This window comes from Haloferax sp. Atlit-10N (assembly GCF_003586325.1).
Taxonomy (GTDB): Archaea; Halobacteriota; Halobacteria; order Halobacteriales; family Haloferacaceae; genus Haloferax; species Haloferax prahovense.
The window spans coordinates 170845-196763 of the sequence record NZ_PSYX01000005.1 but is presented as its reverse complement, the minus strand read 5'-3'; the positions used below and the strand labels follow the sequence as shown (position 1 = coordinate 196763).

General features: G+C 66.2%; 23 protein-coding genes. 17 read left to right on the top strand and 6 right to left on the bottom strand.

Translation table 11 applies throughout. From position 1 onward, the window contains the following. The first annotated feature begins 154 nt into the window (after positions 1–154). The gene (locus C5B91_RS15670; RefSeq protein WP_008094140.1) at positions 155–481 is read left to right on the top strand and encodes a NifU family protein; all 327 of its coding nucleotides are present in this window, start codon (positions 155–157) and stop codon (positions 479–481) included. A 207-nt stretch (positions 482–688) separates the two neighbouring features. Here C5B91_RS15670 and C5B91_RS15665 read toward each other — a convergent pair whose 3' ends face one another. Next, a complete protein-coding gene (locus tag C5B91_RS15665) occupies positions 689–2491 on the bottom strand; it encodes a hypothetical protein (RefSeq protein WP_008094138.1) in 1803 nt (600 codons plus the stop codon). Positions 2492–2794: 303 nt separating this feature from the next. On the opposite strand from C5B91_RS15665, the gene C5B91_RS15655 reads away from it, so the two are divergent. After that, on the top strand, positions 2795–4645 hold the full coding sequence (locus C5B91_RS15655) for an asparagine synthase-related protein (RefSeq protein WP_115819977.1): 1851 nt from the start codon (positions 2795–2797) through the stop codon (positions 4643–4645). Between the two features lie 196 nt (positions 4646–4841). On the opposite strand, the gene C5B91_RS15650 is transcribed toward C5B91_RS15655, so the two are convergent. From C5B91_RS15650 to C5B91_RS15640, 3 genes are all read right to left on the bottom strand, one after another. Beyond that, complete coding sequence (locus C5B91_RS15650; protein WP_049968888.1) at positions 4842–5756, bottom strand: DUF106 domain-containing protein; 915 nt, start codon at positions 5754–5756, stop codon at positions 4842–4844. A 119-nt stretch (positions 5757–5875) separates the two neighbouring features. Then, positions 5876–6934 (bottom strand): glycosyltransferase family 4 protein, encoded by a 1059-nt coding sequence (locus tag C5B91_RS15645; RefSeq protein WP_008094131.1) that lies wholly within the window; start codon positions 6932–6934, stop codon positions 5876–5878. 198 nt (positions 6935–7132) lie between these two features. After that, the gene (locus tag C5B91_RS15640; protein WP_008094129.1) at positions 7133–8212 is read right to left on the bottom strand and encodes a DUF354 domain-containing protein; all 1080 of its coding nucleotides are present in this window, start codon (positions 8210–8212) and stop codon (positions 7133–7135) included. A gap of 365 nt (positions 8213–8577) precedes the next feature. On the opposite strand from C5B91_RS15640, the gene C5B91_RS15635 reads away from it, so the two are divergent. The 10 genes from C5B91_RS15635 (at position 8578) to C5B91_RS15585 (ending at position 19440) form a co-directional block, all read left to right on the top strand. Then, a complete protein-coding gene (locus tag C5B91_RS15635; protein ID WP_115819976.1) occupies positions 8578–9165 on the top strand; it encodes a metal-dependent hydrolase in 588 nt (195 codons plus the stop codon). Positions 9166–9347: 182 nt separating this feature from the next. Continuing rightward, on the top strand, positions 9348–9923 hold the full coding sequence (locus C5B91_RS15630; protein ID WP_008094127.1) for an N-acetyltransferase: 576 nt from the start codon (positions 9348–9350) through the stop codon (positions 9921–9923). Continuing rightward, complete coding sequence (locus C5B91_RS15625; protein ID WP_008094126.1) at positions 9920–11023, top strand: DegT/DnrJ/EryC1/StrS aminotransferase family protein; 1104 nt, start codon at positions 9920–9922, stop codon at positions 11021–11023. Before C5B91_RS15630 ends, C5B91_RS15625 begins: the two co-directional genes overlap by 4 nt. Beyond that, entirely contained in the window at positions 11020–12060 is a 1041-nt protein-coding gene (locus tag C5B91_RS15620) for a Gfo/Idh/MocA family protein (protein ID WP_233514271.1), read from the top strand. Before C5B91_RS15625 ends, C5B91_RS15620 begins: the two co-directional genes overlap by 4 nt. Then, positions 12057–13490 (top strand): nucleotide sugar dehydrogenase, encoded by a 1434-nt coding sequence (locus C5B91_RS15615; protein ID WP_115819974.1) that lies wholly within the window; start codon positions 12057–12059, stop codon positions 13488–13490. Before C5B91_RS15620 ends, C5B91_RS15615 begins: the two co-directional genes overlap by 4 nt. Then, positions 13487–14572, top strand: coding sequence for a non-hydrolyzing UDP-N-acetylglucosamine 2-epimerase (wecB, locus tag C5B91_RS15610; RefSeq protein ID WP_008094123.1), 1086 nt, complete (start codon positions 13487–13489; stop codon positions 14570–14572). Before C5B91_RS15615 ends, wecB begins: the two co-directional genes overlap by 4 nt. Next, entirely contained in the window at positions 14565–15575 is a 1011-nt protein-coding gene (locus tag C5B91_RS15605; protein ID WP_049968884.1) for a polysaccharide deacetylase family protein, read from the top strand. The genes wecB and C5B91_RS15605 overlap by 8 nt, the downstream gene beginning before the upstream one ends. A 96-nt stretch (positions 15576–15671) precedes the next feature. Then, positions 15672–16994: a hypothetical protein gene (locus C5B91_RS15600; RefSeq protein ID WP_008094121.1), complete on the top strand. Its 1323-nt coding sequence runs from the start codon at positions 15672–15674 to the stop codon at positions 16992–16994. A 267-nt stretch (positions 16995–17261) separates the two neighbouring features. Next, positions 17262–18350: a GNAT family N-acetyltransferase gene (locus C5B91_RS15590; protein WP_008094120.1), complete on the top strand. Its 1089-nt coding sequence runs from the start codon at positions 17262–17264 to the stop codon at positions 18348–18350. Positions 18351–18402: 52 nt separating this feature from the next. Further along, a complete protein-coding gene (locus C5B91_RS15585; protein WP_008094119.1) occupies positions 18403–19440 on the top strand; it encodes a GNAT family N-acetyltransferase in 1038 nt (345 codons plus the stop codon). Between the two features lie 58 nt (positions 19441–19498). Here C5B91_RS15585 and C5B91_RS15580 read toward each other — a convergent pair whose 3' ends face one another. Continuing rightward, complete coding sequence (locus C5B91_RS15580) at positions 19499–19795, bottom strand: winged helix-turn-helix domain-containing protein (RefSeq protein ID WP_049905314.1); 297 nt, start codon at positions 19793–19795, stop codon at positions 19499–19501. Positions 19796–20262: 467 nt separating this feature from the next. On the opposite strand from C5B91_RS15580, the gene C5B91_RS15575 reads away from it, so the two are divergent. Both C5B91_RS15575 and surE read left to right on the top strand, forming a co-directional pair. Beyond that, positions 20263–21195: a DUF6544 family protein gene (locus tag C5B91_RS15575; RefSeq protein WP_115819972.1), complete on the top strand. Its 933-nt coding sequence runs from the start codon at positions 20263–20265 to the stop codon at positions 21193–21195. A gap of 30 nt (positions 21196–21225) precedes the next feature. Further along, positions 21226–22101 carry a 5'/3'-nucleotidase SurE gene (gene surE, locus C5B91_RS15570; protein WP_008094112.1) on the top strand — a complete coding sequence of 292 codons (876 nt, stop codon included), beginning with the start codon at positions 21226–21228 and terminating at the stop codon, positions 22099–22101. Between the two features lie 30 nt (positions 22102–22131). On the opposite strand, the gene C5B91_RS15565 is transcribed toward surE, so the two are convergent. Continuing rightward, entirely contained in the window at positions 22132–22536 is a 405-nt protein-coding gene (locus C5B91_RS15565) for a CBS domain-containing protein (protein WP_042665409.1), read from the bottom strand. 189 nt (positions 22537–22725) lie between these two features. Between C5B91_RS15565 and msrA the strand changes: the two genes are divergently transcribed. The 3 genes from msrA (at position 22726) to C5B91_RS15550 (ending at position 25398) form a co-directional block, all read left to right on the top strand. After that, complete coding sequence (gene msrA / locus C5B91_RS15560; RefSeq protein WP_008094107.1) at positions 22726–23259, top strand: peptide-methionine (S)-S-oxide reductase MsrA; 534 nt, start codon at positions 22726–22728, stop codon at positions 23257–23259. Between the two features lie 737 nt (positions 23260–23996). After that, a complete protein-coding gene (locus C5B91_RS15555; RefSeq protein ID WP_008094106.1) occupies positions 23997–24821 on the top strand; it encodes a ParA family protein in 825 nt (274 codons plus the stop codon). Beyond that, a complete protein-coding gene (locus C5B91_RS15550; protein ID WP_049968882.1) occupies positions 24814–25398 on the top strand; it encodes a hypothetical protein in 585 nt (194 codons plus the stop codon). Before C5B91_RS15555 ends, C5B91_RS15550 begins: the two co-directional genes overlap by 8 nt. Positions 25399–25919: the final 521 nt, after the last annotated feature.

Here is a 25919-nt window from a genome sequence, read left to right as displayed (position 1 = left end):
ATCGCGGTGTTTTAGGGTGATCGAAAAGTGATAATAAACCGAGTTCAGAAAGTTCGTATGACCTAAAATAGCCACACGAGCCCTGAATCGCTCGTATTTAGGCACCCCTAATAACCCAGATTTATTATAAATGAGGCCGTATCGACGAACGCCTATGAGCGCGCAATCACTCGAACGGCAGACCCGGAACTACCTGAGCAACAACGTCCCGCAGATTCAGGAACACGGCGGGCACTTCGAAATCGAGGACGTGAACGACGAGACCGGCGAGGTCACCATCGCCATCGGCGGCGCGTGCTCCGGATGCGGCATCGCGCCGATGACGATGAAGGCCATCAAGAGACGCATCGCCGACGAAGTCGACGACGTGTCCTCGGTGACCGTGCGGCGGGCGGGCGGCCCGCGGGCCGCCGTAATGCCGTCGAAGACGGACGAGATGGAACAGATGGAAGAGTACGAGGACTACAGCCCGCCGTTCTGAGCCGGTGGGCCGTCGACTTCCCTCACCGTTTTTCTGACCCGCGGCTCGGAAGTGGCCGCGACGCGGCCGCGACGCACTCGAATCCGAGAGATGCGTCTCCGGTTCGAAGTGGACGAGGAAGCAAGGGAGAGAAACAGCGGCAGCACCGGCAAACCGACGGTCCCGCCACCGGTGTCGTCGTGAAACGAAAAATCAGACTCCGTGTCGCTACCCGGACACGTAGTAGAGGTCGGCCGCGCCGTTCGACATGACGCGGTTCACGTTCGGTTGGTTCTGGACGGCCGTGAGGTTCGCCCCGGAGTAGCGGAGTTCGCGGTACGCGACCACCTCGCGGTCGTAGTCGGTCTTCGAGACCATCAGATACCGCGGGCCGTCGTAGTAGCTCGGCAGGTCGGAAAGCGCCTCGTCGGGCGTCGTGAAACCGAGCGCCGGCGTGGTTCGCTCGGGCAGCGCCTCGGCGAAGCGGTCGGGATTCCCGCGGATGCCCACGTAGCGGATGTCTTCGTCGGACATCTCGAAGGCGGTGTCGTACGCGCTCATCTGCTGGGCGGGGACGTGGTTCGAGGGGAGGTAGATGTACGGCGACGGGAACATCACCATGAGCGTGAGCCCGATGACGAGCGCCGTCACGACGGGCGTACCCGCCTTGACCGCCGACCCGTACTTCGACCAGTAGCTCGTCCGTGCGAGCCACTCGAACGCGTAGAACAGCCCGACGCTCCCGACGATGGTCGCGAGAATCATCGCGAAGCCGACGTGGCGGAAGAAGAAATTCGTCTCCGAAATGACGCCGAGGAGGTGCGCGAAGAAGTACGGCACCAACACGACGAGACTGAACGTCAGCGTCCGCAGGACCGACCGGCCCTGACCCGACAGCTTCGGGAGCCGCCCGAACAGGACGCCGAGGAAGACGCCGAATGTAATCAGGGCGTACACCGCGTTCACGAGGAACAGCTTCACGAACACGTCGAAGATGCCGCCGCCGACGGCGGTCACGGAACCGGTGCGCTGGGAGATTGCCGTTCCGGCCTCGGAGCTTCCCGAGAGAATCCCGAGCACGCCCTCGACGAACAGGCCGCCCGTCGAGAAGCCGACGGTGTACTGCGTCAGCCAGTAGACGAACGCCGCGGCGAAGACGAGCGTCAGGCCGTAGACCGGTCGCTGCTCGGCCACGGCGTCCGGGGTCCGCCAGCGCTGGACGAGTTGGATGGCCGCGGCGACGGCGAACAACACGAGGTAGTTGACGGCGACCTGCAGGTGGTACGACACCAGCGCGACCGTCCCGATGGCGAACAGGACGGAGACGGGCGTGACGTGGCCGCGCCACCGGCTCTCGGCGGCGTCGGTGCCGGAGAACTGGTGTTTGAAGAAGAGGTACAGAAGCACCAGTCCGAGGAACGACGCCAGCGAGTAGGGGAAGAACATGAGCTTGAACCCGTTGAGGTTCACCGGCAGGAACAACAGCGCCGAGAACATCGCGATGAGGACCGCCCGGCGGTCGGGGACGACGAGCGAGACGATGAGCGGGACGAACACGAGGTAGACGACCGAGACGAAAAACACCACGAGCATCATCGCGGTAGTGATTTCGACGCCGAGGGCGGCGCTGAACATCCCAGCGGAGACGTGGCCGCTCGGGTAGACGATTTCGAGCGGCGTCAGCGTCTCCGAGACGAGCGACTTCGCCCAGCCGAGGTGCGTCAACGAGTCGTTGAACCCGTAGAAGTAGTACTCCCGGACGAGCGGAAGCGCTGAGACCGCGGCTATCGCGAGGGCCGCCAGCCCCACCCCACCGGCCGCGAACCGACTGTTCGGGGCGCGAACGACCACGACCAACGCGGTCAGCACCGCCACCGCCACGCCGACCCAGAAGACCACCGGGGTCGACTGGTAAATCGAGACCTCGTACGCGCGCGCTGGCGACGCGCGAGCGACGAGGATACCGACGGCTATCGCGAGAAATCCGACGAGGAGGAGTGTTCTCGTGAGCCGCGAATCACGTTGCTTCATCCCGTGAGAGAAGGCGAGTAGCGTAGTTTGTTATTGAGAATGTAATCGGTATCTCCGGGCGGTACGGTCGTTCTTCTCCCCGTTTCGGACTGCCAGCCGTCGAAGAGCCGAGCGCCGAGGGGTCTCCCCGGCACAGAGACCCGTTCGAGCCTCGGTTCCGGTCGGTTCGACGGCGCTCGACGCCGCCGCGCGGTCGTATAGGCGCGTGATAACAAAACCCGACGCACGCGGATATCGGGCAACGATGTCACTCACAGTAGTCACGCCACAGACCGCCGAGCGAACCGGACGCGAGGGTCTTCGATGACCGGCTTCGTCGGCGGCGCGCTCGACTCGGCGACGCTCGACGCCTGCGCGGCCGAACTCCACCACGAAGACTGGTACGAGTCGGCGACGCGGTCGACCGGCCGCTTCGGCGTCTCGGTCCTCCACCACGGCGCGAGAGACCCCAAGGGTTGCACCGTCTGGGAGGACGGCTCGCGCGTGGGAGCCATATACGGCGCGGTGACGAACCTCGACGAACTCGCCCTCGACGCCGACGGGCTGTTCGACCGACTGTTCGAGGACCCGCACGCGCTCCTCCCCGAACTCGACGGCTCGTTCCTCGTCGTCGGCGTCGACGGCGACGCAGAGCGCGTCGTACTCGCCAGCGACAAACTCGGGACGCGACAGTGCTTCTACGTCGCGGGCGAGCCGTTCGCCTTCGGGACGGAAGTCGGCGCGCTGACGACCCTCTTGGACGACCCGCAGGTCGACGAGCGCGCCATCAGCGACCTCCTCATGATCGGGCACGTCTGGGGCGACAAGACGCTCGTGCAGGGCGTGAAGTTCCTCCCCTCGGGGTCCGTCCTCGACTACCGGGCCGATACGGGCCCCGAAATCGAGTCGTACTGGCACCACACGTTCGAACAGAGCCCCGACGACTCCTACCTCGACGACCTCACCGCGGCCTATCAGGAGGTCATCGCCGACATGGCCGACACGATAGACGGCGACATCGGCCTGTGGCTCTCCGGCGGCCTCGACAGTCGCTCGATGGCCGGAGAACTCAGCCGCTACCACGACCTCACGACCTACACCTACGACTCGAACCCCGCGAACGGGAGCAACCTCGAACTCGCCGCGAAGGTCTCCGAGGTGCTCGGCCTCGAAAACAGGCGTGTGCCCGTCGAGTCGAACGCGCTCGTCGACTCGCTCGACAAATCGGTCCAACTGACGAGCGGGATGGTCGGCCTCTCGACGTTCGTCAACCTCGCGAACGTGTTCAACATCCAAGACATGCCCGACGTGCTCATCGAGGGCTGCGGACAGGGCGGGATGATGGGCGACGGCATCGGCCGGGCCGCCGTAGAGGGAAGCAAATCCCCCGAGGCGGCGCTCTACCGCGCGAAACACCGAATCGACGTGGACGACGCCCGCCGGCTCCTGCGGACCGAGTTCGACCCGATGACGACCTACCGCGAGGAGGTGCGCAAGAGCGACCAGCCGGACCTCTACAGCACCGCGATGGACTGCTACTACCGCAACTACTTCCCGCGGTGCGACTTCGCCAGCAACCCCATCGCCGAGAGCCAAGCCGGAACCCGGGTCCCCTTCAGCGACACCGAGTTCCTCGAAGCCGTGACGCGGATGCCGCTGTCGCACCGCGTCGGCTCGATTCCCCTCACCAACGGGAAGATACCCGCCGGGACGGCCTACCCGAAGGTCGAACTGGTCCGCCGCCTCGACAGCCGACTCGCGGACATCCCCTACGAGCGGACGAAAGTCCCGCCGGCGCGCCCGATGTGGCAACACGCCGCCGGCTTCGTCGTCGGCACCTCGGTGGACCGCATCCGCGAGCGCCTCATCGGCGACGTGCACACCTACGGCGGTCGCTCGACCATCGGCGACTGGTACCGGACGAACCGCGCGCTCCGCGAGCGCATCGACGACCTGCTCAACTCCGCCTGCGAGCGCCCGTACTTCGACGCCGACGAGATTCGACGCCTCCAGCGCGAGGAACTCACGGGCGAGGCCGAACACATGAGCGCCATCTCCGGCATCATCACCGGCGAACTCTGGGTTCGCAAGTACATCGACCGCGAGGACCGTGCGACCGAGCAGGGTGCCGCCGGTACGACGAAAGCCGAAGACACGCCGCAACCGGCCGACTGAGGCCGGAAGAGACACTCAGCACGCTTTTTTCGGTCGGACCGTCGGTCGCGTGGAGCGCGTCAGAACTACAGGAGGCGGACGGCGCGGCGGCAGCGGCTACCGAAGCAACGAGTAGCTACCGAAGCAGAGAGTACAGCCACAGGAGCCACAGCCGGCGGTGACAACGGCGCGTGCTGGAGACCACCGACTGCGCTCCTCACGCGGGGTTCTGGGCGGGGTTCTGGTCGAACAGCCGGCTAGCTGTTCGCTTGACGAACAGGTTGGAGACGAGTGAACTCACGAAGTACCACACCATCCAAACTTGCATCGGTCCGACTAACCGCGCGCTCCAGATGATGCGGTCGGCTATCGGAATCACCGGCGCGGCCGTGACGATGGCGCCTGCGGGGTTCATCACGAACCACGACAGCCAGAGGAAGACGGGCACCGTGATGAGCATCGACCACGCGATCGGCCGGAGGTTGTTTTTCATCGTCCCGAGTTGGTCTCGCATCAGCTCCTGCTGACGCTCGGTGAGACGTTCCACGGCGGCATCGTCCCCGCGCTGCTTCGCGGTGCTGAGTTTCTCTCGAACCCGTTGCATCTGCTCTCTCTGTGCGTCCATTCCGTCCTCGTCGAGGAACCGGCGACGGAAGCCCGTCGAGACGAGCGCAACCGCCGTCGCGAGAACGACGACGAGCAGCGGGAACGGGAGCACCCCGGCGAGCGGCCCGAGGACGAGGTCCATCGGACCGACAATCGCCGCTTTGATGGCTGGCACCTGATAGCCGGCCACGAGGGTGATTGCGCCCGCTCCGGCGAGTTTGTCGACCGGTCTCCACGCCGATTCGTCAGTCGTCGGAGCGGGCTGAGCGGTCGCAGCACCGACCTCGATACCCGCGTCGGCGAGTGCGTCCCGAACGGCCGGTGGGTCGTCGACGACGAACACGCCGTCAGCGGCCACGAGCACGCCGGTCCTGAGCAGCCGACCCCACGTCTCAGCGTCGACAGCATCGCTCACAGCGTCGTACGTGAGAGTTCCATCGCCGCGCTCCGCGTGCGCGAGGACGCTCGCGAGCGCCCGACCACCGATGTCGTCCCGCACCAGCGATTCGAGTGCAGTATCGTCCATCCAGTAATTGTAGATGAGTTAACATTAAAAAGCTGACCCGTTGACGACCTCCGAAGCGCATATCGAGAAGAGCGCCGTCTCCGCAGGGATTTCGGAGGAAAGAGAGACTGGCCCCGACGCTACGCCGCTTCGGCGTACATCGCAACCAGCTCGTCCGCGTTCGACTGCCACGAGTAGCGTTCTTCGATGGCCACCCGGTTCGTCTGCCCCATGCGGACGGCTTCCTCGGGGTTGGAGACGAGTCGCGCGAGCGCCCGGGCCAACTCCTCGGCGTCGCCCGGCGCGACGAGAATCCCGCGGTCGTCGGTGATGACTTCGGGGATGCTCCCGACGGGCGTGGTCACGATGGCGTTGCCGCCGGCCATCCCTTCGAGCATGGCGATGGGAAGCCCCTCCGCGTAGGTCGGGAGGACGAACACCGTCCCGCGGCTGATGAGGTTGCGCTTGTCTTCCTCGGAGAGGAAACCGAGGTACGAGACGTTGTCGTGGGCGGCGGCGACCGCCTCGGCGCGGTCCGCGTGGGGGCCGCGGCCGCCGATGCTCACCTCGAAATCGAGGCCGGGCGTCGATTCGAGTATCTCGATGGCGTCGAGGAACTCGCGGATACCCTTGCGCTCGATGAGGTTCGAGACGAAGACGAGGTGGACCGGATCGGTCGGGTACGTCGGGTCGTACTCCGCGGGTTCGACGGCGTTTGCCATGACGTGGACTTTCTCCTCGCCGGCGAGCCGGGAGACGAGGCCGCGCCAGTACTCCGAGAGGACGACCACGTCGTCGACGGCGTCGAAGACGAGCGATTGGAGTCGGCGGACGACCCGCGAGTCCGTTGCGAGGAAGTCGTCGAACGACGAGCCGTGGATGTGGAGGACGACGGGAACCCGCCAGACGTACTTCGAAAACAGCGTGAAGAACGCCGCGCGGTAGAACGAGTAGGTGTGCGACGAGTGGACGTGGACGATGTCCGGGCGTCGCTGGAAGGGAAAGAGAACGACGGCAATGAGCGACGAGAGGAGCATCCGTGCCGCGAGTTCGAGCCCCTCGCCCTTCGGCGCGGTGTAGCGCGTGTAGACGCGAACGTCCATCCGGTCTTCGAGGTAGCGACGCTGTTCGGTGATGTATCGGTCGATGCCACCGGTTCCTTTCGGGCCGACGATGAGGAGTGTTTGCTTGGGCTTCATGGGTTAGTTCTGGTTGGTTCTTCGGGTCGTGGTCGGGGAATCCCGAATCCGAGTCACGAGACGCGTCGAGGCGGGCGCGGGCGCGCGCCGGTCGATGCGCGAAAATTGGGCGGTTCGGCGGTTAGTTATGGGTCGATTGACCGCCTCCGAGGGCGAACAGCGGCCCCGCGGTTAGTTTCGACGACGGCGGAGCACCGGCTACGCCGGGACGGTGTGTCGCGTCAGCGAGTCGACCGTCTCGACGGAGCCGTAGTTCAGCGCCACTTGGACGATGACGTCGGTGAGGTTGACCTTGTCCGCGAGGAACGCGTCGCGCTTTTCGGCCCAGCGGGCCTTCGCGCCGTCGTCGTCGAGGAGTTCTTCGGCGCGGGCCATCACGTCGTCGAACGACTTGAGGTTGGAGATGAGCCCCTGTCGTTCGAGTTCGACGAAGTTGCCCATGTCGTCGTCGCCGACGAAGGAGTTCGACCGGATTGCTGGCGTCCCGAGCAGCGCCGCCTCGGTGACCATGGTCTGGGTGTCGGCGACGAGCAGGTTCGCCTCGGCGAGCACGTCGTGGACGAGCGCGGGGTGGAAGTCGAACGGCCGGGTGTCGAGGTCGCCGTCGCGGCGCTCCTCGCTCTCGTCGAGGACGAAGACGGTCGCGCGCTCGCCCAGCATCTCGATGAGTTCGCGGCGGCGCTCGGGGGTGAACCCGCCGTGGCCCACGTCGTGGTGCGAGCCGAACGCGTTGAACCGGACGACGACGAACTTCTCGTCGGGGTCGAGGCCGAGTTCGGCCCGGATGTCGACCGAGGGCTCGTACACGTCGGGGTGGAGGTAGGCCGTCTCTTTGAACCCGCGGAACTGGTAGTGGTTGTCCGCGAGGTCCTTCCCGAAGGTGTGGGGCGTCAGAATCGCCTTGGCGAACGGCCGGGAGACGACGTGGTCCAACGAGGTCGGTTCGGAGTCGAGAAGGAGGATCACGGGCGTCCGCGAGACGGCCCCGGCGTGGGCCGCGTAGCCGCCCATCCCGAAGATGAGGTCCGGCTTGAACCGCCGCACGGCGCGGAAGATGTTGACGTAGTGGAACGGGAGCGATTTGAAAAGCGAGTACTTCGTCGTCCCGCAGGAGCCGTAAATCTCGTGCGGGAGGTCGTAGTACTCGAGCAAGTCCTTGGTACAGCCGTAGTCGCGGCCGAGGACGAGCACGTCGTGACCCATCGCCTGAAGCTCTCTGACGGCGTATTTGTAGAGGTGGACGTGCGCGGGCGTGTTGGTGAAGAACAGGTATCGCATACTCTCTGGAGATGCCACGCGCCCCGCGGGAGTAGTTATACGGCGTCTACCCGCCGCCGCCGCTCGAATCGACGCCGGCTTCCGGCCGCGAAAATCGCCCCGAGGCAGTTACAGTCGCCATAACAAAACCCGGACGAGCACACGAGTTCCCTGACCGGGCGCTCGCGCGCCGTTTCGCCCAACTCCGCGTCCGACGCGGGCGGAAACCACGTCCTCCACAGCCGACCCGACGCGCCCGACACACACCAGATGTTTCAGACACGTATCCCCACTACCACCCCGCGACGACGAACCGCCGACAGAGAACCGACGATGCGGACGCAACCGACCGAGACCACGGGCCAACCGACCGGGAGCGACCGCTGATGTTCCCGTGGGAGCACGCCGCTGTCGGCTACATCCTCGTCTCGCTGTGGGCTCGAGCGACCGGCCGAAAGCTCGACGGCTGGGCCGCGCTGGCGGTGCTCGTCGGGACGCAGTTCCCCGACCTCGTCGACAAACCGCTGGCGTGGTCGTTCGGCATCCTCCCGAGCGGTATCTCGGTGGCGCACTCGATTCTCGTCTCGGTGCCGGTCTCGATACTCGTCGTGGCCGTCGCGCGGCGCTACGGGGCGGCCACGGTCGGCGTCGCCTTCGCCCTCGGCTACCTCTCGCACATCCCCGCGGACCTGCTGTACAACGGCTTTTTCTTCGGGAACTACGACGTGATTCGGGCGTTCCTCTGGCCGCTGTCCCACGGCAGCGAGTCGTCGATTGGCGGCTTCTTCGCCCAGACGTGGTTCTACCTGCGCCGCTTCGTCGTCTTCCTCGGCCGACCCGAAGCGTGGGTGCTGGTCGCGTTCGAACTCGCGTTGCTCGGCAGCGCCGTCTGGCTCTGGCTCGACGACGGAGCGCCCGGCGTAGAACTTCTCAAGCGCTCTGTGACCGGAATCCGACGCGGCGTTACGAAGTGACTGCGAGCGGATTTCGGGCGGCAATCACTCCATAACAAAGCCCTCACCGAGACTGAATTTCGCTAAGGCAGGCAGACTCCCCGCCGACATGATATGAAATTCCAGATTTTCCAGTCGATTCGGCCGTTCGCCGAGTCGACACAGACAGTCGATGGAGCGCGACCGACGCGAGGTGGACGACGATGAGCGCCGAGATGGGCGTCGAATCCCACGTCGACGACGGCGTCACCATCGGCTACGGCGACGGCGACGACCCGGTCATCGGCGACCGGGCGCGAATCCGCGCCGGCACCATCGTCTACCACGACGTGACTATCGGCGACGATTTCGTCACCGGCCACAACGTCCTCGTCCGCGAGCACACGACCATCGGCGACCAGGTGCTCCTCGGGACCGAGACGGTCGTCGACGGCACCACGACCATCGGGTCGCGCGTGAGCATCCAGACGAACGTCTACATCCCCACCAACACCCGCATCGGCGACGACGTGTTCGTCGGCCCGGGCGTGGTGATGACGAACGACCCCTATCCGGTCCGCACCGACGCGGAACTGGTCGGCCCGACAATCGAGAACCACGCCTCTATCGGCGCGAACGCGACGCTCCTCCCCGGCGTGACCGTCGGCGAGGGCGCGTTCGTCGCCGCCGGCGCGCTCGTCGTGAACGACGTGCCGCCGCGAACCCTCGCCGTGGGCGTCCCCGCCGTCCACCGCGAACTGCCGGAGCAACTGCGGGGAGCAAACAGGATACGACGATGAGTTCAGACCACATTGCCATCGCCGCGCCCCAGCTCGGGGCGGCGGAACGAGACCGAATCGCGGCCGTCCTCGACAGCGGCATGATAGCCGACGGCCCCGAGGTTCGGGGCTTCGAGCGGGAGTTCGCCGACTACTGCGGCGCCGACCACGGCGTCGCCACCTCGAACGGAACGACGGCGCTCCACGCCGCGCTCCACGCGCTCGGCGTCGGCCCCGGCGACCGCGTCCTGACGACGCCCTTCACGTTCATCGCGACGGCCAACGCCGTCGCGTTCACGGGGGCCGAGGTGGGCTTCGTCGACATCGACCCGCGGACGTACAACATCGACCCCGACGCGCTCGAAGCGCGGCTCAGGGCCGGCGAACAGGTGGACGCGGTCATCGCGGTCCACCTCTACGGTCTCCCGGCGGACATGACGCGGCTCACGGAACTCGCCGAGGAGTACGACTTCCTGCTCGTCGAGGACGCCGCGCAGGCCCACGGCGCGGAAGTCGAGGGACGGCGCGTCGGCTCCTTCGGCGACGCCGCGTGCTTCTCGTTCTACCCGACGAAGAACATGACCACGAGCGAGGGTGGGATGATTACGACCAACCACGCGGACGTCGCCGAGCGCGCCGCCCGGTTCGTGGACCACGGCCGCGTCTCCGGCTACGAGCACGCCGAGGTCGGCCACAACTTCCGCATGACGAGCATCGCCGCGGCCATCGGCCGGGTCCAGCTCGAACGGCTCCCCGAGTTCACCCGCGCGCGACAGGCCAACGCCGCCGCGCTCACGGAGTACCTCGAAGACTCGCCGGTCACGACGCCCCACACGCCGTCGGACCGGACCCACGTCTTCCACCAGTACACCGTCGCCTGCGACGGCGTCGAGCGCGACGCCCTCAAGTCGTACCTCGACGCGAAGGGAATCGCCACGGGCGTCTACTACCCAAAGCCCGTCCACAAGCAGCCCGCGTACGAACACCTCGCGGTGTCGGCCCCCGTCGCGGAGGAGGCCGCGGCACGGGTGCTCTCGCTGCCGGTCCACCCCGGACTCAGCGAGGCCGACGTAGAGCGCGTCGGGACTGCGGTCGCCAACTACGTGGAGGTGGCGAGGTGAGCCGAGAAACCACCGGATTGCGAACAGACGGCGGCCGAGAGCGCCCGGTCCGCGCGGGCGTCGTCGGCGTCGGGTCGATGGGAACCAACCACGCGCGGGTCTACGCGGAGCTTCGCGGCGTCGAACTGGTCGGCGTCGCCGACGCGGACACAGAGCGCGCCGCCGAGGTCGCCGCCGACTTCGGCACCGACGCGTACGGAATCGAGGAACTCCTCGACCGCGTCGACGTGGTGACGGTCGCGGTGCCGACGCCCTACCACGAATCGGTCGCCCGGCAGTGCATCGGCGCCGGCGTCCACGCGCTCGTCGAGAAGCCCTTCGTCGACGACCTCGACGCGGGCGCGGAGTTAGCCGCGCTCGCCGAGGAACGCGGCGTCGTGCTGCAGGTCGGCCACATCGAGCGGTTCAACCCGGCCGTCCGCGCCCTTCCCGACCTCCTCGACGGCGTCGAACCCATCGCCATCACCGCGAACCGGCTCGGCCCGCCGCTGAACCGCGAGATGGGCGACGGCGTCGTCATGGATCTCATGATTCACGACATCGACGTGGTGCTCTCGCTTGTCGATGCCGGGGTCGACCGCGTGGCCGCGACCGCCACGCCCGACGAGCAGTACGCGACGGCACAGGTGACCTTCGAGAACGGCGTCATCGCCTCGCTCACCGCGAGTCGGCTCACCCAGCAGAAGACGCGGACCCTCGACATCACCGCGCGCGACCGGCTCATCCGGGTCGATTACCTGAACCAGTCGGTCCAGATTTTCCGCCAGTCGCGGCCGGACTATCTCCGGGACAACGGGGGCGTCCGCTACCGCCACGAGGTGGTCATGGAACAGCCGATGATTAACACTGGCGAGCCGCTGAAACGCGAGCTACAGGCGTTCGTGGACGCCGCGACCGACGGCGGTCCGGTCCTCGTCTCGCCGGCTGACGGCCTGCGCGCCATCGAACTCGCCCGGCGCATCGAGGCCGACGCCGAAGCGACGATTCGGAGCGTCGAAACCACGGAGACCACGGAAACTCCGGAGGGTCGGCAATGAGCCGCGAACGGCCCGGACTGTACGGCTCCGACCGCTCGCCCGAAGAACAGAAGCGGGCTCTGCGCGCCGGCGAGGTCCCCGTCGCGGTGTACGGCCTCGGGAAGATGGGCCTCCCGCTGGCGGCGGTCTACGCCCGCGCGACGGGCAACGTCACCGGCGTCGACATCAGCGAGGACGTGGTCCGCGGCGTCAACGACGGCGAATGCCACGTGGCGAAAGAGCCTGGACTGCCCGAATTAGTCGCCGAGCAGGCCGAACGCGGCGCGCTCCGGGCGACCGCCGACGGCGTCGCCGCGGCCGAGGGAGCCGCGATTCACGTCATCATCGTCCCGACCCCGCTGACCGACGACCGCGAACCCGACCTCGCGGCGTTCGAGGCCGTCCTCGACAGCATCGCACGGGGCCTCGCGCCCGGCGACCTCGTCGTCGTCGAGTGCACCGTCCCGCCGGGGACGAGCAAAGACCTCGTCGTCCCGTACCTCGCGGAGCGAAGCGGCCTCTCGGCCGGCGAGTTCGGCGTGGCGTTCTGCCCCGAGCGGACCTCGTCGGGCCGGGCGCTCCGCGACATCACCGAGTCGCACCCGAAAATCGTCGGCGGCGTCGACGCCGAGAGCACCCGCGTCGCGGCACTCGTCTACGGCGAACTGACCTCGAACGAGGTGATTCCCGTGCGCGACGCGACGACCGCGGAGGCCGTGAAGCTGTTCGAGGGCGTCTACCGCGACGTGAACATCGCGCTCGCGAACGAACTCGCGCGGCTCCGCGACGACCTCGGCATCGACGTGACCGAGGCCATCGACGCGGCCAACACCCAGCCGTACTGCGACATCCACGCGCCCGGCCCGGGCGTCGGCGGCCACTGCATCCCGTGGTACCCGTACTTCATCACGAGCCGAGTGGAGGCCGAGACGCCGCTGCTCCTGACCGCCCGCGAGGTCAACGACAGCATGCCGGCGTTCACCGCCGACAAACTCCGCGACGAGTTGGCCGCGACTGGACGCGGCGTCGAAGGCGCGACCGTCGCCGTCCTCGGCGTCACCTACCGCCCCGGCGTCGCCGAAACCCGCGCGACGCCCGCCGCGGGCGTCATCGACCGCCTGAACGAACTCGGCGCGACCGTCCTCGCGGTCGACCCGATGCTCTCTGACGAGGTCGTCGCGTCCTTCGGCGCGACCCCCGTCTCGCTCGCCGACCTGCCGGCCCGCGCTATCGACGCGGCCGTGGTCGTCACGCCGCACGAGGAGTTCGACGAAATCGACTGGGCCGCCTTCGACGACCTCGTCGTCGTCGATGGCCGAGGCACCCTCGGCGACATCGGCCACCGCGTGTACGAAATCGGCGGTGGGCCGCGGGGCGAGTCGTCCAAGGCCGACGCCGACACCGACCCCGAGATTGCGGCCGACGCACCGCACGGAGGTTCGGGCCGATGAGCCGTCTCAAGGTGCTCTCGGTCGTCGGCGCGCGCCCGCAGTTCATCAAGGCGTTCCCCGTCTCCGACGCGCTCAGACGCGACCACGACGAGGTGCTCGTCCACACCGGCCAGCACTACGACGAGTCGATGTCGGGCGTGTTCTTCGACGAACTCGACATCCCGGAACCCGACTACAACCTCGGGGTCGGCTCGGGCGGCCACGCCGCCCAGACCGCCGAGATGATGACCCGTCTGGACGCCGTCGTCGCCGACGAGGAGCCCGACGTGGTGCTCGTCTACGGCGACACCAACTCGACGCTCGCGGCGGCGCTCGTGGCTTCGAAGCGCGAGCCCGCGCTGGCGCACGTCGAAGCCGGCCTGCGGAGCCACAACTGGGAGATGCCCGAGGAGGTCAACCGCGTGCTCACCGACCACTGCTCTGACCTGCTGTTCGCGCCCTCCGAGTCGGCCGCCGAGACGCTGGCGGCCGAGGGCATCCGCGACGGCGTCTCCGTGACCGGCGACGTGCAGTACGACGCGGTCCTCCGGGTCCGCGAGGCCGCCCGCGAGCGGTCGTCGATACTCGCCGACCTCGACCTCCGAGACGGCGAGTACGTCCTCGCGACGGTCCACCGCGCCGCCAACACCGACGACTACGACCGCCTCGAAGGCATCGTGGAGGGACTCGCGTCGTCGGAACTCCCGGTCGTCTTCCCGGTCCACCCGCGGACCGAGGGGGCGCTCGAAGCCAGCGGCCTCTGGTCGCGGCTCGCCGACGCCGAGAACGTCGTCCTCGTGGAACCGGTCGGCTACCTCGACTTCGTCCGCCTGCTCGACGGCGCGGAGCGCGTCGCCACCGACTCCGGCGGCGTCCAGAAGGAGGCGTTCTACCTCGACACCCGGTGTCTCACGCTCCGCGACGAGACCGAGTGGACGGAAACCGTCGACGCCGGCTGGAACACCCTCGTCGGCGCGGACGCCACGGCGATTCGGGCGGCGCTGGCCGACGACGACCCGCTTCCCGAAAAGCCCTCGCTGTACGGCGACGGGAGCGCCGCCGAGCGAATCGTCGCCGCGCTCTCGGAGTACGAGTATGCGTGAGAGGAAGGGAGATGCGGATGCGCGAGATGACCACCGCGTGACCGCCACGGAACCGAGCGAACCGGGGTTCGCCGTCTGTCTGACCCACGACGTGGACCGCCCGTACAAGACGTATCAGGGGCTGTACTACGCGGCGAAGTCGAACCCCGGCTACCACCTCCGGACGCTCCTCCGGCGGGAGAACCCCTACTGGCAGTTCGAGGAGGTCATGGCGCTCGAACGCGACCTCGGCGTCCGCTCGTCGTTCTACTTCCTCAACGAGCCAAGCCTCCTCGAGACGGGGTCGCTTTCGGACTGGCTCGAACCGAAGAACTGGGTCGAACACCTCGGCCGGTACGACCTCGACTCGGAGTCGGTCGCCGCCGCCGTCCGCGCCCTCGACGACGGCGGCTGGGAGGTCGGCATCCACGGCTCGTTCCGGTCGTGCGACGACTTCGACCGCCTCCGGACCGAAAAGCGCGAACTCGAAGCGGTCCTCGGCCACGAAATCGTCGGCGGCCGCCAGCACCACCTCAAACTCGGGCCGAACACGTGGCGCTACCACCGCGAACTCGGCTTAAAGTACGACGCCAGTCCCGGTTCGAGTTCGGAAAACGGCTTCCAGCACGGCTACCAGCCGTTCCACCCCTTCGACGACGGCTTCGTCGTCTTCCCGCTGACGCTGATGGAGGTGTCGCTTCCCGACCCCGGGTCGGCGTTCGACGAGGCGTGGGCCGAGTGCGAGCGCCTCCTCGACGAGGCCGAGGCGAACGACGCCGTGATGACGGTACTGTGGCACCCGCGGTACTTCAACGAGGACGAGTTCCCCGGCTACCGCCGGCTCTACCGCCGCATTATCGAACGGGCGCTCGACCGCGGCGCGTGGGTCGGCCCCCTCGGCGACTACTATCGCGAGTTCCTCGCCGAGCGCGATTCCGGCGACGACTCGGACGGGAGGACGACCGACAGCGCGACCACCGACGGCGCGACCGCCGCCGGGGCGAATCACTCGCTCTCCCGGTAGAATACGGCGGCGTCAGCCGGTATCGGCCCCATAACAAAGCCGCCAGCGGGCTACCTCTCGGACAGCCAATACCCCTCAGAGAGGCTATTCTATATCATGAATCCACCATCGAAGACACAGTATCGCCGCGACGGCGACACCGACGCCGACACGGAGCGACTCCAGCGGTACGTCGACGTGCTCGACGACGTGCTCGACTACGCTCGCGAACGCGACTACAAGGGCTGGGACTACGGCGACGGCATGAGCAGCAGGCTCCTGCTGTCGGTCCCCATCGACAACCGCTGGTTCAACCTCGCGGTCCAGGAGTTCATCAAGCGCTCGCCCGTCAACGTCCGCCCGCTGTTCCTCGTCGAACAGCGCCGGAACTTCAAGGGCATCACGCTGTTTGCCATGGCGAACCGGACCCGCGCCCAGTTGGCCGAGTGGTTCGACGGCGACCGCCCGGCGGAGACGTACCGCGACGACGCGGAATCGTTGACCGAGTGGCTCGTCGAAAACCAGGCCAAGGGCTACAGCGGTTTCGCCGGCAGCCACCGTCACGTCATCCAGCACATCTCCGGTCGCAACGGCCCGCGGTCGGGGATTCCCCACTCGCCGAACATCGTCTCCACGTCCTACGGCGTCAAGGCGCTCCTCGCGGGCCGGGAGTTCGACCCGGACTACCCGGACATCGCCAAGACCGCCGTCGACGTGATGCTCAACGACCTCAACTATCGGCCGAAGGACGACGGCGCGGTCATGGACTACTACCTCTCGCACCCGAAGGACAGCTACACCCTCAACGCGCTTGCCATCGGGGCGCGACTGTTCGTCGAGCTGTACGACCACTTCGGCGACGAGGAACTGCTCGAACGCGCCGAGAAGGTGTACGACTTCGTCGCGTCGAAGCAGACCGACCGCGGTGGATGGTACTACCGCGAGCCCGCGAGCGCCTCGCACCTCTCGATGGACAACCACCACAACGGCTTCATCATCGAGTGCTTCCAGCGCTACGAGCAGCTCGTCGGCAGCGGGCGGTACGACGAGACGCTCGAACGCGGCCTCGACTTCTACGCCCGCGAGCTGTTCGACGAGGACGGCGCGCCCAACTTCGACGAGGAGCACCCCTACCCGCGCGACATCCACGCGACGGCGCAGGGCATCCTCGTGTTCACCTACGCCGGGCAGTACGACCGCGCCGAACGCGCCATCGACTGGGCGCTCGCGAACATGTACGTCCCGACGGAAGGTCGGTTCTACTTCCGCAAACACCGCTTTTACACCAAGCGCATGACGCTCATGCGGTGGTGTCAGGCGTGGATGGCCTACGCCATCGCCGAGTACGTCGCCACCAGAATCTCCGGCGAACCGACGCACGGCTACGGCATCGACGCCGACGGTATCGAGCGCCTACGAGCGGCGGCAGAGCGCCCCTGACGGGAGGCAGGCCGGCGCGAACGCCGGCTAGTCGCTTCATAACAAATCCCCATCCTCCCGTCACAGTAGTTCGAGAATGTCTTTTCGAATGATACACGCTGACGCGGCCCGACCGAATCGCGGGTCGATTTACGGGGCCGCAGAGTCGGCGGGTGAGTCGGCTGATTTCGGTCGGTACGGTCGGGCCGGCCGGACCGGACGCGTCGACCACAGCCGGCGTTGTCGGTGGCAACGGATGCAGTACGAACTCCCTTCACCCCTCAACCCATGACCATCGAGATTACCGAGTTCGACCACCGCGACCGCGACGAATGGGACACGTACGTCGAGCGGTCGAGTCAGGCGAGCCTCTTTCACCAGTACGAGGCGCTGCGGCTCCAGGCGAAGTACTCGAACTCGAAGCTCCACCTGCTCGTCGGCTTCAAGACCGAAGAGCCGGTCGGCCTGTTCCCCGTCTTCGAGATTCGGAAGGGACTGGTCAAGACGGCGTTCTCGCCGCCGCCGCACATCGGCGTCCCCTATCTCGGGCCCGTGATGCTCGACGCCGGCAACATCAAGAGCCGGAAGTTCGAGCGCCGCCGCAACCAGTTCATCGACGGCTGTACCGAGTGGCTGGACGAACACATCGGCCCGAACTACACGCACGTCCGCGTCGGCGACTACTACACCGACATGCGGACGTTCCTGTGGAGCGGCTGCGACGTGTCGCCGAAGTACACCTACAACGTCGACCTGACCCGGGGCGAAGAGGACCTCCTCATGTCGTTCAGCCGGAGCGCCCGACGGAACATCCGCGACGGTCGAAAGCTCGTCTCGGGTATCGAGGAGGGCGACCGCGACGACATCTGTTCGATTATCACGCTGGTCAAAGACCGCTACGAGGAACAGGACCTGTCGTTCGACGTGCCGCCGCAGTTCGTCATGGACCTGTACGACTCGCTCCCGGCAGGGCAGGTCCGGCCCTACGTCTTCCGGTACGACGGGACGTTCGTGAGCGGGATTCTCGTCCTCCAGTACGGGGACACGCTCTACCGCTGGCTCGGCGGCGTCCGGCCCCAGCGGGACTTCGGCATCGACGTGAACGACCTGCTGGACTGGCGCATCATGCGCGACGGCATGGCCGCCGGGATGCGCCGCTACGACCTCGTCGGCGCGAACAACCGCCGGCTCAACCGCTACAAGAGCAAGTACAACCCCGAACTCGTCACGTTCTACCAAATCGAGCACGGCGCGCTCCCGGTCAGAACCATCGCGCACCTGTACAAGAGCCGTCTCGGACCCGGCATCGAGATGTTGTCCCGGGGAAACGGGACGAGCCTCCCGTCGCGACTCGTCTCGGGGTTCCTCCACCGGTGACGACCCGCCCGACGTACCGCCCGACGACCATCCAATCACACGACTACGACACATGTCACAACTCCGTATCGAACCCCTGAGCCTCGACGAGTGGGGAGCCGCGCTCCCCTCGTCTGGCACCGAAGTCTTCCACACCCCCGCGGTGCTCGCCGCTATCGACGAGCACTTCGACGGCGAAATGCACCTGTTCGGCGTCTTCAAGGGCCAAGAACCGGTCGCGCTGTTCCCGACGTTCGTCCGCCGAAACCCGCTCGGACGGGTCGTCGTCTCACCGCCGCCGGCGATGGCGATTCCGTACATCGGCCCGGTGATGATGCCGAACAGCCCGAAACAGAGCGCCTACGAGTCGGTGAACCGCGAGTTCGCCGACCTCGTGGTCGAGGAACTCGGCATCCGCTCGAACCGGACGTTCGTCCGCCTGCTGTGTTCGCCGGCGTACCTCGACCCTCGCCCGTTCGAATGGACCGGCTTCGCGGTCAAGCCCGCTTTCACCTACCGGCTCGACCTCGGCGGGCGCTCGCTCGACGAGATACAGGCCCAGTTCAGCAGCAGCCTCCGCCGCGAGATTCGACAGGCGCGCGAACTCGACATCACCATCGCGGACGAAGGGCTCGACGGCGCTCGCGTCGTCTACGACGACGTGGTCTCACGGTACGACGAACAGGACGAACCGTTCGGGATGCCGTGGGAGTTCGTCGAGTCGCTGGTCGAGAACCTCGGCGACCGGTGTCGCGTGTACGTCGCCCGCGACCCAGACGGCAAGTACCTCAGCGGGATGATCGTCCCCTTCTCGGACGAGGTGGGCTACTTCTGGCTCGGCGGCGCGCGCGGCGAGTACGACGGGGTCAGCATCAACAGCCTGCTCCACTGGACCATCATCGAGGACATCGTCGAGGACGAGGCGCTCGCGTCGGTCACGAAGTACGACCTCGTCGGCGCGAACACGGAGCGGCTCTGCAACTACAAGTCGAAGTTCGGCGGCGAACTCGTCCCGTACTACGTCGTCGAGTCGACCGGCGTCGGGATGAACCTCGCCAAGCGGACCTACCAGCTCCTGAACAAGGGGACGGAGCGAATCGCGACGAAGTGAATCACCGGGTCGCACGACGCGCCGCACCGTCCGTGAGAAAACTGCGAGACGGCCGCAGTCACGTCATCTGCTGTGTCTGGATGACGTCCCAGATGTTCTCGGCGTCGTCGGTGATGCCGTACACCCGCCCTTTTCGACGCTGTTCCGGAACGAGGAGTTCCACGAGCGAGCGGTCTCTGAGTTCCTGCAGCGCCCGCGAGACGTGAGCGACCGCGCTCTCGGAGTCGGTGGCGATTTGCGTCGGCGTCGCCGGCCCCTCGGAGAGCCTATCGAGGACCGAGACCCGGTAGCGAGAGCTGATGACGAAGCCCACGTCGTCCCACGGCACGTCGTCGGTCTCACCGACGTGGCTCACGCAACGCCCACCTCGCTTGGGGAGACAGGTCGGTCGGCGTGACAGTCGGGGCGCGCTCTCGAGGAAGTACGACGGCGAGTAGAGAAGGCGGACCGGGGGAGGCGACGACCCGCATCGCTCGCGGCCGTCGTGGCGGTCGAAGACCGAGAAGCCGTCGACCACGACGGAGTCGAATCTGCCGAAAACAGACGAATTAACGGGAGATTAACCGCGATGGCGGCGGGTGCCCGGCATGCCGGCCGCATCGGTTCGGTGCGCATTCGTTCGTTAGTACGAACTTAATTACATAAAGTCATCGTTTGAATTATATTCACGCGTTCGTGAGTATCTCGATTTTGTGGACGAACCGTTGACAGAAATCCGGGGAGGCGTCGTTAGCGACGGTTCGCCCGCGGCCCGAAGGCGGCCAGTGTCAGTCCGCGAGAGTCACGACGAGACTCATATTCGTCTCTCGCGTATCGTCCGGTATGTCACGGACGCGAACCCCCGGACGACTCGGCATCGCGATTGTCGTCGGTGTTCTTGCTGTCGGCGCTCTCCTCGCCGCGGTTCGGGCGCGAACCGACGGTACGGCCGCGCGACTGCTCGACGTACTCCAGCGAGAACACGCCGAAACGACCACGGACGACACTGAGAACGGAGAGACGCTCGACGAGGCCGACCTCAGCGGCCTGCCCGCCCCAGTTCGCCGGTATCTCGAACGCGTGCTTCCGGGCGAGCCCCGCCGGGTTCAGTCGGTCCGGCTCCGCCAGACGGGGGCGTTCAGACTCGGCGACGCGGACTCGCCGTGGAAGCCGATGACCGCGACCCAACACTACACGGTCGACCCGCCGGGGTTCGTCTGGGACGCCCGAATCGACCTCGCGCCGTTCCTTCCGATTCGAGTCGTGGACGCCTTCGTCGGCGGTGCGGGGTCGCTGGAGGCGAAGCTACTTTCGGTGGTCACCGTCGCGGACGCCCCGCCGTCGCCGGAGTTGGACGAGGGTGAACTCGCCCGCTACCTCGCCGAGATGGTCTGGTTCCCGACCGCGTTCCTCCCCGGCCACGGCGTCAGGTGGGAACCGAGAGACGACCGCTCGGCCCGCGCGACGCTCGAGTATCGCGGGTCGACCGCGACCGTCGTGTTCCACTTCGACGAGAACGACGAGGTAGTGCGCGTCACCGCGGACCGGTGGCGCGACACGGGGGACGGCGAGTACGAGCGGTGCCCGTGGACGGGATACTTCAGCGACTACCGCGAAGTGGACGGGATGCGCGTGCCCACGGCGGCCGAGGTGGCGTGGAACCTCCCACCGGGCGACCTGCCGTACTGGCGGGCGACCATCGACGACGCGGAGTACGGCCCGCTGCCGACGGCGACGCGGCGGTCGAATACCTCTCTGAGTCCGAATCCGGAATAGCTACGACGACCGACAGAAATCCACGACTAGATGACCGACTCCTCGTCTCCGCTTCGAATCCTCCTCACCAACGACGACGGCATCGACGCGCCCGGCATCGCCGCCATGCGCGAGGAACTCACCGCCGTCGGCGACGTGACCGTCGTCGCGCCCGCCGAGAATCAAAGCGGCGTCGGCCGCGCCCGCAACGAACACGCGGTCCGCCGCGACCACCCGTGGGGGTACGCCCTCGAAGGGACCCCCGCCGACTGCGTCGCCTACGGGCTCCGCGGCCTCGACGCCGACTTCGATATCGTCGTCTCCGGTATCAACGACGGTCCGAATGCGGGCAACTACGTCGTCGGCCGGTCGGGGACCGTCGGCGCGGGCGTCGAGGCCGCGTTCCTCGGGACGCCCGCCATCGCCGTCTCCAGCTACCACGCGCGGGATTTCTTCTGCCACCCGCCCGAGGAGTACGACTTCTCCCGCCCCGCCCGGGTCGCCCGTGCGCTGACCGAGCGCGTCTTCGGGACCGACGTGTTCGACGAGGTCGACCTCCTGAACGTCAACGCCCCCGCCGACGTGCCGAGTCCCCGGATGCGCGTGACCCGCCCCTTCGCGGACTACGACCAGCAGGTCGACCACCACGCCGACGCCGGCGCGCTCCCGGACGGCGACCGCGAAGGCGGCCTCGACGACGACGAGGTCTACGTCCGGCTCCAAGACGTTTCGTGGCCCGACGCCGTCGGCTTCGAGAACCCATTCCCGCTCGGCGACGAACACCGCGACCGCTATCCGGTCGGGAGCGACCGCCGCGCGATGGTCGACGGCGAGGTGAGCGTCTCGCCCCTGGCGGTCCACCACGGCCACGCGACGGACCCGCGGCTGGCGAGTGTCGTCGAGAGCCTCTCCGAACAGGTAGAGTAACGCGGAGTTACCGGCAGGGGGAAGACCGCGTTACGACCGCGCCAGCTGTCCGGTCTGCGAGAGGTAGGCCGCGAGGTCCGAGGTGGTAATCATCCCGATGACGCCCTCCTCGTCGTCGACGACGGGCATGTGGTGAAAGCCGTGTTCGGTCATCGACTCCGCGACGGTGACGATGGAGTCCTGCGCTCCCGCGGTAATCACGTCGGTGGTCATGTAGCGCTCGACGGTCGTCTGCGCTTTCGGCTGGCTCTTCGCGACGATGTCGACGAAGTCGGTCGTCGTCAGGATACCTTCGAGCCGGTTGTCCTCGTCGACGACGATGACCGAGCTGATGTTGTTGTCCAGTATCAACTGCGCCGCGTCTTCGACGAGCGTGTCTGGGGTGACCGTGTGGAGGGTCGTGGACATGAGCCTCGCGACGAATACATCTTCCATAGTAATTGCTGACAGACAGGCCGGTTAAATGTTGGCTTCGGGTACACTCCGGTCGGGAAAACCCACGGACGCGTCCGGGGCTCGCTCGTCGGAGCGCCGGCGTGGGTCGGCGGTCGTCGGCGAGCACCAGACCTCGGCCGCGACTGCCCCCGCCGCGGGGCTTAATTCCTCGGCGACGTAACCGGGCCTATGGGAAGCACACAGACTGCGACGTTCGGCGGCGGCTGTTTCTGGTGCGTCGAAGCCGCGTTCAAGGAACTCGACGGAATCAGCGAAGTCACGTCGGGTTACGCCGGCGGGAAGACGGAGAATCCGAGCTACGAGCAGGTCTGTTCGGGGAACACCGGCCACGCCGAGGTCGTGCAGGTGGAGTACGACCCCGTGGCCGTCGGCTACGACGAACTGCTCGAGGTGTTCTTTGCGGTCCACGACCCGACACAGCTCAACCGACAGGGCCCCGACGTGGGAACGCAATACCGCTCTATCGTCCTCTATCACGACGACGAACAGGAGCGACAGGCGTCGGCCTACGTCGAAGCCCTCGACGAGGAGTACGACGACAAGGTCGTCACGGAGTTGGCCCCGTTAGAGACGTTCTACGAGGCCGAGGAGTACCATCAGGACTACTTCGAAAAGAACCCCGACGACGCGTACTGCCAGTTCCACGCGAGCCCGAAAATCGAGAAGGTCCGCGAGAAGTTCGCCGACAAACTCGCCAACTGAGCCGAGACGGCGGACAACACCACTGTGTCCGCAGTATCTGCGGGCGAGAGACGCTGAATATCGCTTTCTTCGGTTCAGTTTGAATCGCGCGACGGTCGGAACGAAGTTCGCACAGTCGACACCGGGCGGACTGCGAGGAAGGTGTAAACCGCGGTGACAGTGCAGACTGCGAGGAGAGCGTGAACTTCGAGCGCAGTGGAGACAGCGAAGAGAGTGCGAACTGGCGAAGCAGTCCAAACGGTTCGAACGGCGGGCGAATCTGAAGCCGTCTGGGAAGTTTGCACCGCTTGCGGGTCTCGAGCTGTGTACAATTTGTACAAATTGTGAAATTTGTATGAATTGTAGAGGTTGTAGAGTGTTGAGGTAGTCTACACCGCGAACGATTCGCACAGTGTGAAAGCTTCGCAGAACGCGAACGGCGTTCGGAAACCGAACGCCTCGGACGAAGCTGAAACGGTCCACAAACCGAGAGCGCGGGCGAATCACCGGATACCGGCAGGCGACAGTTTACAATTTTTAAAATTTGTAGACATTGTAGAAATTATAGAATGTAGAAACAGTCCCAACGGTTCAAAAGTCGTGGATAAAATTATGTGGTACGCCGCGGAAGGTCCGTTCAAGTCCCTCAAATGTCCGCACAGTCCACAGTTCAGACGGAGTTTGCACCGCTCAAACAGCAGACACAGCGTAGACTGTGTACAATTTGTGAACATCGCGCCCCGCAGGAGGCTCGATAGATGTCGCGAGCCGTGAGCGTCTCTCTCCAGAAAGGCGGCGTCGGAAAGACGACGATTGCCATCAACCTCGCCGACGCGCTCGCCGCGCGGGGGAGCGACGTGCTCTTAGTCGACCTCGACCAGCAGGGGAACGCAACCGAGGGCGTCGGGATGAAAGACGCCTACGAGTCGTCGGAGCCGAACGTCGGCGACGTGCTGACCGACGACGAGCCCGTGGACGTGCGCGAAGTGATACGCGACCGCGAGGCCTTCGACGTGCTTCCCGCCCACGTCGACCTCGACGACATCGAAGACCGAGTCCGGAACTCGACGTTCGGCGTGCTCTGGGTCCGCCGCCGAATCGTCGACCCGCTGTTGGACGACGACTACGACTACATCGTCATCGACTCGCCGCCGAGCCTCGGCCCGCTGTCCGACGCGGCGCTCATCGGAACCGGGAACGTCGTCGTTCCGCTCCTCATGAGCGAGCCGAGCGTGAGCGGCTTCGAGCGGATGTTCGAACAGCAAATCGGGCCGATTCGCCGCGAGGTCGACCTCGACATCCTCGCTATCGTCCCCAACGACCTCACCGGAAACAACGAAGAAAAGCGCATCATCCGCGACCTCGAAGACTCCCCCTTCGAGCAGTTCATCCCGCCGTTCGCCCGCTCGGACCTGTTCGACGACCCCGACTCCAAGGGGCCGGGAATCAGACACCGAATCGCGTTCAGTCGCGCCTGGCGCGACGGGAAAACCCTCCGGGAGTACGACCCGTCGAACGACATGCTCGACCGACTCGACCAACTCGCGGAAATCGTCGAGCGCGGAGGGACCGACGATGCCTAAGGAAAACCGGTTCGCCGGCCTCGGCGAGGCGATGGAATCGGAATCGGAATCGGAACCAGACACAGAACTCGACGACGAGCAGACCCCGGACGAAGACGCCCCCGACGGGTCCGAGAAGTCAGCCCCCGAACCAGCGGTCGAAGCCGAGTCCGAGGGCGACTCTGCGCCCGACTCGAACCCCGAAACCGACTCGGAGTCAGATGAAGCGAGCGAGAGCGACGACGCGAGCGAAAGCAGCGAGGACCCCGAGAGCAGCGAACGCGACGAACCCGGAGAGCCGGTCGAGTCGACCGCGGAAAAAGACGGCGTGGAAAGCGCCGGCGAGACGGAGCAGGCGACGGAGACAGCGGGTGGTCCGGCGTTCGAGTTCGAGGCGACGACCGCGAAGAGCATCTACGTCCGGACTGCGACGCTCGATCGACTGGACGACGCCGAGTTCGAAGTCGAATCGTACCTCCGCCGAGAATACGACGTGCGCGACCTGACCGGCCGCGAGTTCCACGACGCTCTCGTCCGCGTCGCCGCCGAGTACCCCGAGAAAATCGCCGACGCCGTCCTCGAAACTCGCGAGGAGTGAGAAGCCGAAGAGTCGAACAAAACCGGCTCGAACGTCCGGAGAACAGCGGACAGTGTGGTGTTCGAGACCGACAGCCTGCCGCCCGGTTATCGAAACGCCCGATGACAATCGACAGCGGAGCGGAGAAAACGACGGCTGCGCACCGCGGCGTCCGCTGTTGTCGTAGACGCGGAGTGAACGTCGCGTTCGAACGTGGAAAGGCGCGACACCGAACACCGGTATGTCCGCTGTTGTACCGCCGGCGAGCCGCGGAGATGGCCGCTACCTGGTGAACAGCCGGTCGCGTAAGTTGGGAACACCACACTGTCCGCTGTTCGAATAAGCGGCGAAAATAGCCGATTTACTGCGGACATCGTGGTGTTCCGAGCAGTCGGAAACCGGTAACGAAAACGGCCGGCGAATCCGAACGAACGCATGCTTTTGAGGAACGAGTCGAAGTAGCAACCGCCTCCAAAACACGGCAGAGAGCCGTTCCGGCGGAGGTGGGTTCGAGACAAACACCATCATGTCCGCAGTAACTT

Excerpts from the sequence above, each read along its gene's own strand:
- C5B91_RS15670 (WP_008094140.1), top strand. The coding sequence starts at position 155 with ATGAGCGCGCAATCACTCGAACGGCAGACCCGGAACTACCTGAGCAAC.
- C5B91_RS15665 (WP_008094138.1), bottom strand. The coding sequence starts at position 2,491 with ATGAAGCAACGTGATTCGCGGCTCACGAGAACACTCCTCCTCGTCGGA.
- C5B91_RS15655 (WP_115819977.1), top strand. The coding sequence starts at position 2,795 with ATGACCGGCTTCGTCGGCGGCGCGCTCGACTCGGCGACGCTCGACGCC.
- C5B91_RS15650 (WP_049968888.1), bottom strand. The coding sequence starts at position 5,756 with ATGGACGATACTGCACTCGAATCGCTGGTGCGGGACGACATCGGTGGT.
- C5B91_RS15645 (WP_008094131.1), bottom strand. The coding sequence starts at position 6,934 with ATGAAGCCCAAGCAAACACTCCTCATCGTCGGCCCGAAAGGAACCGGT.
- C5B91_RS15640 (WP_008094129.1), bottom strand. The coding sequence starts at position 8,212 with ATGCGATACCTGTTCTTCACCAACACGCCCGCGCACGTCCACCTCTAC.
- C5B91_RS15635 (WP_115819976.1), top strand. The coding sequence starts at position 8,578 with ATGTTCCCGTGGGAGCACGCCGCTGTCGGCTACATCCTCGTCTCGCTG.
- C5B91_RS15630 (WP_008094127.1), top strand. The coding sequence starts at position 9,348 with ATGAGCGCCGAGATGGGCGTCGAATCCCACGTCGACGACGGCGTCACC.
- C5B91_RS15625 (WP_008094126.1), top strand. The coding sequence starts at position 9,920 with ATGAGTTCAGACCACATTGCCATCGCCGCGCCCCAGCTCGGGGCGGCG.
- C5B91_RS15615 (WP_115819974.1), top strand. The coding sequence starts at position 12,057 with ATGAGCCGCGAACGGCCCGGACTGTACGGCTCCGACCGCTCGCCCGAA.
- wecB (WP_008094123.1), top strand. The coding sequence starts at position 13,487 with ATGAGCCGTCTCAAGGTGCTCTCGGTCGTCGGCGCGCGCCCGCAGTTC.
- C5B91_RS15605 (WP_049968884.1), top strand. The coding sequence starts at position 14,565 with ATGCGTGAGAGGAAGGGAGATGCGGATGCGCGAGATGACCACCGCGTG.
- C5B91_RS15600 (WP_008094121.1), top strand. The coding sequence starts at position 15,672 with ATGAATCCACCATCGAAGACACAGTATCGCCGCGACGGCGACACCGAC.
- C5B91_RS15590 (WP_008094120.1), top strand. The coding sequence starts at position 17,262 with ATGACCATCGAGATTACCGAGTTCGACCACCGCGACCGCGACGAATGG.
- C5B91_RS15585 (WP_008094119.1), top strand. The coding sequence starts at position 18,403 with ATGTCACAACTCCGTATCGAACCCCTGAGCCTCGACGAGTGGGGAGCC.
- C5B91_RS15575 (WP_115819972.1), top strand. The coding sequence starts at position 20,263 with ATGTCACGGACGCGAACCCCCGGACGACTCGGCATCGCGATTGTCGTC.
- surE (WP_008094112.1), top strand. The coding sequence starts at position 21,226 with ATGACCGACTCCTCGTCTCCGCTTCGAATCCTCCTCACCAACGACGAC.
- C5B91_RS15565 (WP_042665409.1), bottom strand. The coding sequence starts at position 22,536 with ATGGAAGATGTATTCGTCGCGAGGCTCATGTCCACGACCCTCCACACG.
- msrA (WP_008094107.1), top strand. The coding sequence starts at position 22,726 with ATGGGAAGCACACAGACTGCGACGTTCGGCGGCGGCTGTTTCTGGTGC.
- C5B91_RS15555 (WP_008094106.1), top strand. The coding sequence starts at position 23,997 with ATGTCGCGAGCCGTGAGCGTCTCTCTCCAGAAAGGCGGCGTCGGAAAG.
- C5B91_RS15550 (WP_049968882.1), top strand. The coding sequence starts at position 24,814 with ATGCCTAAGGAAAACCGGTTCGCCGGCCTCGGCGAGGCGATGGAATCG.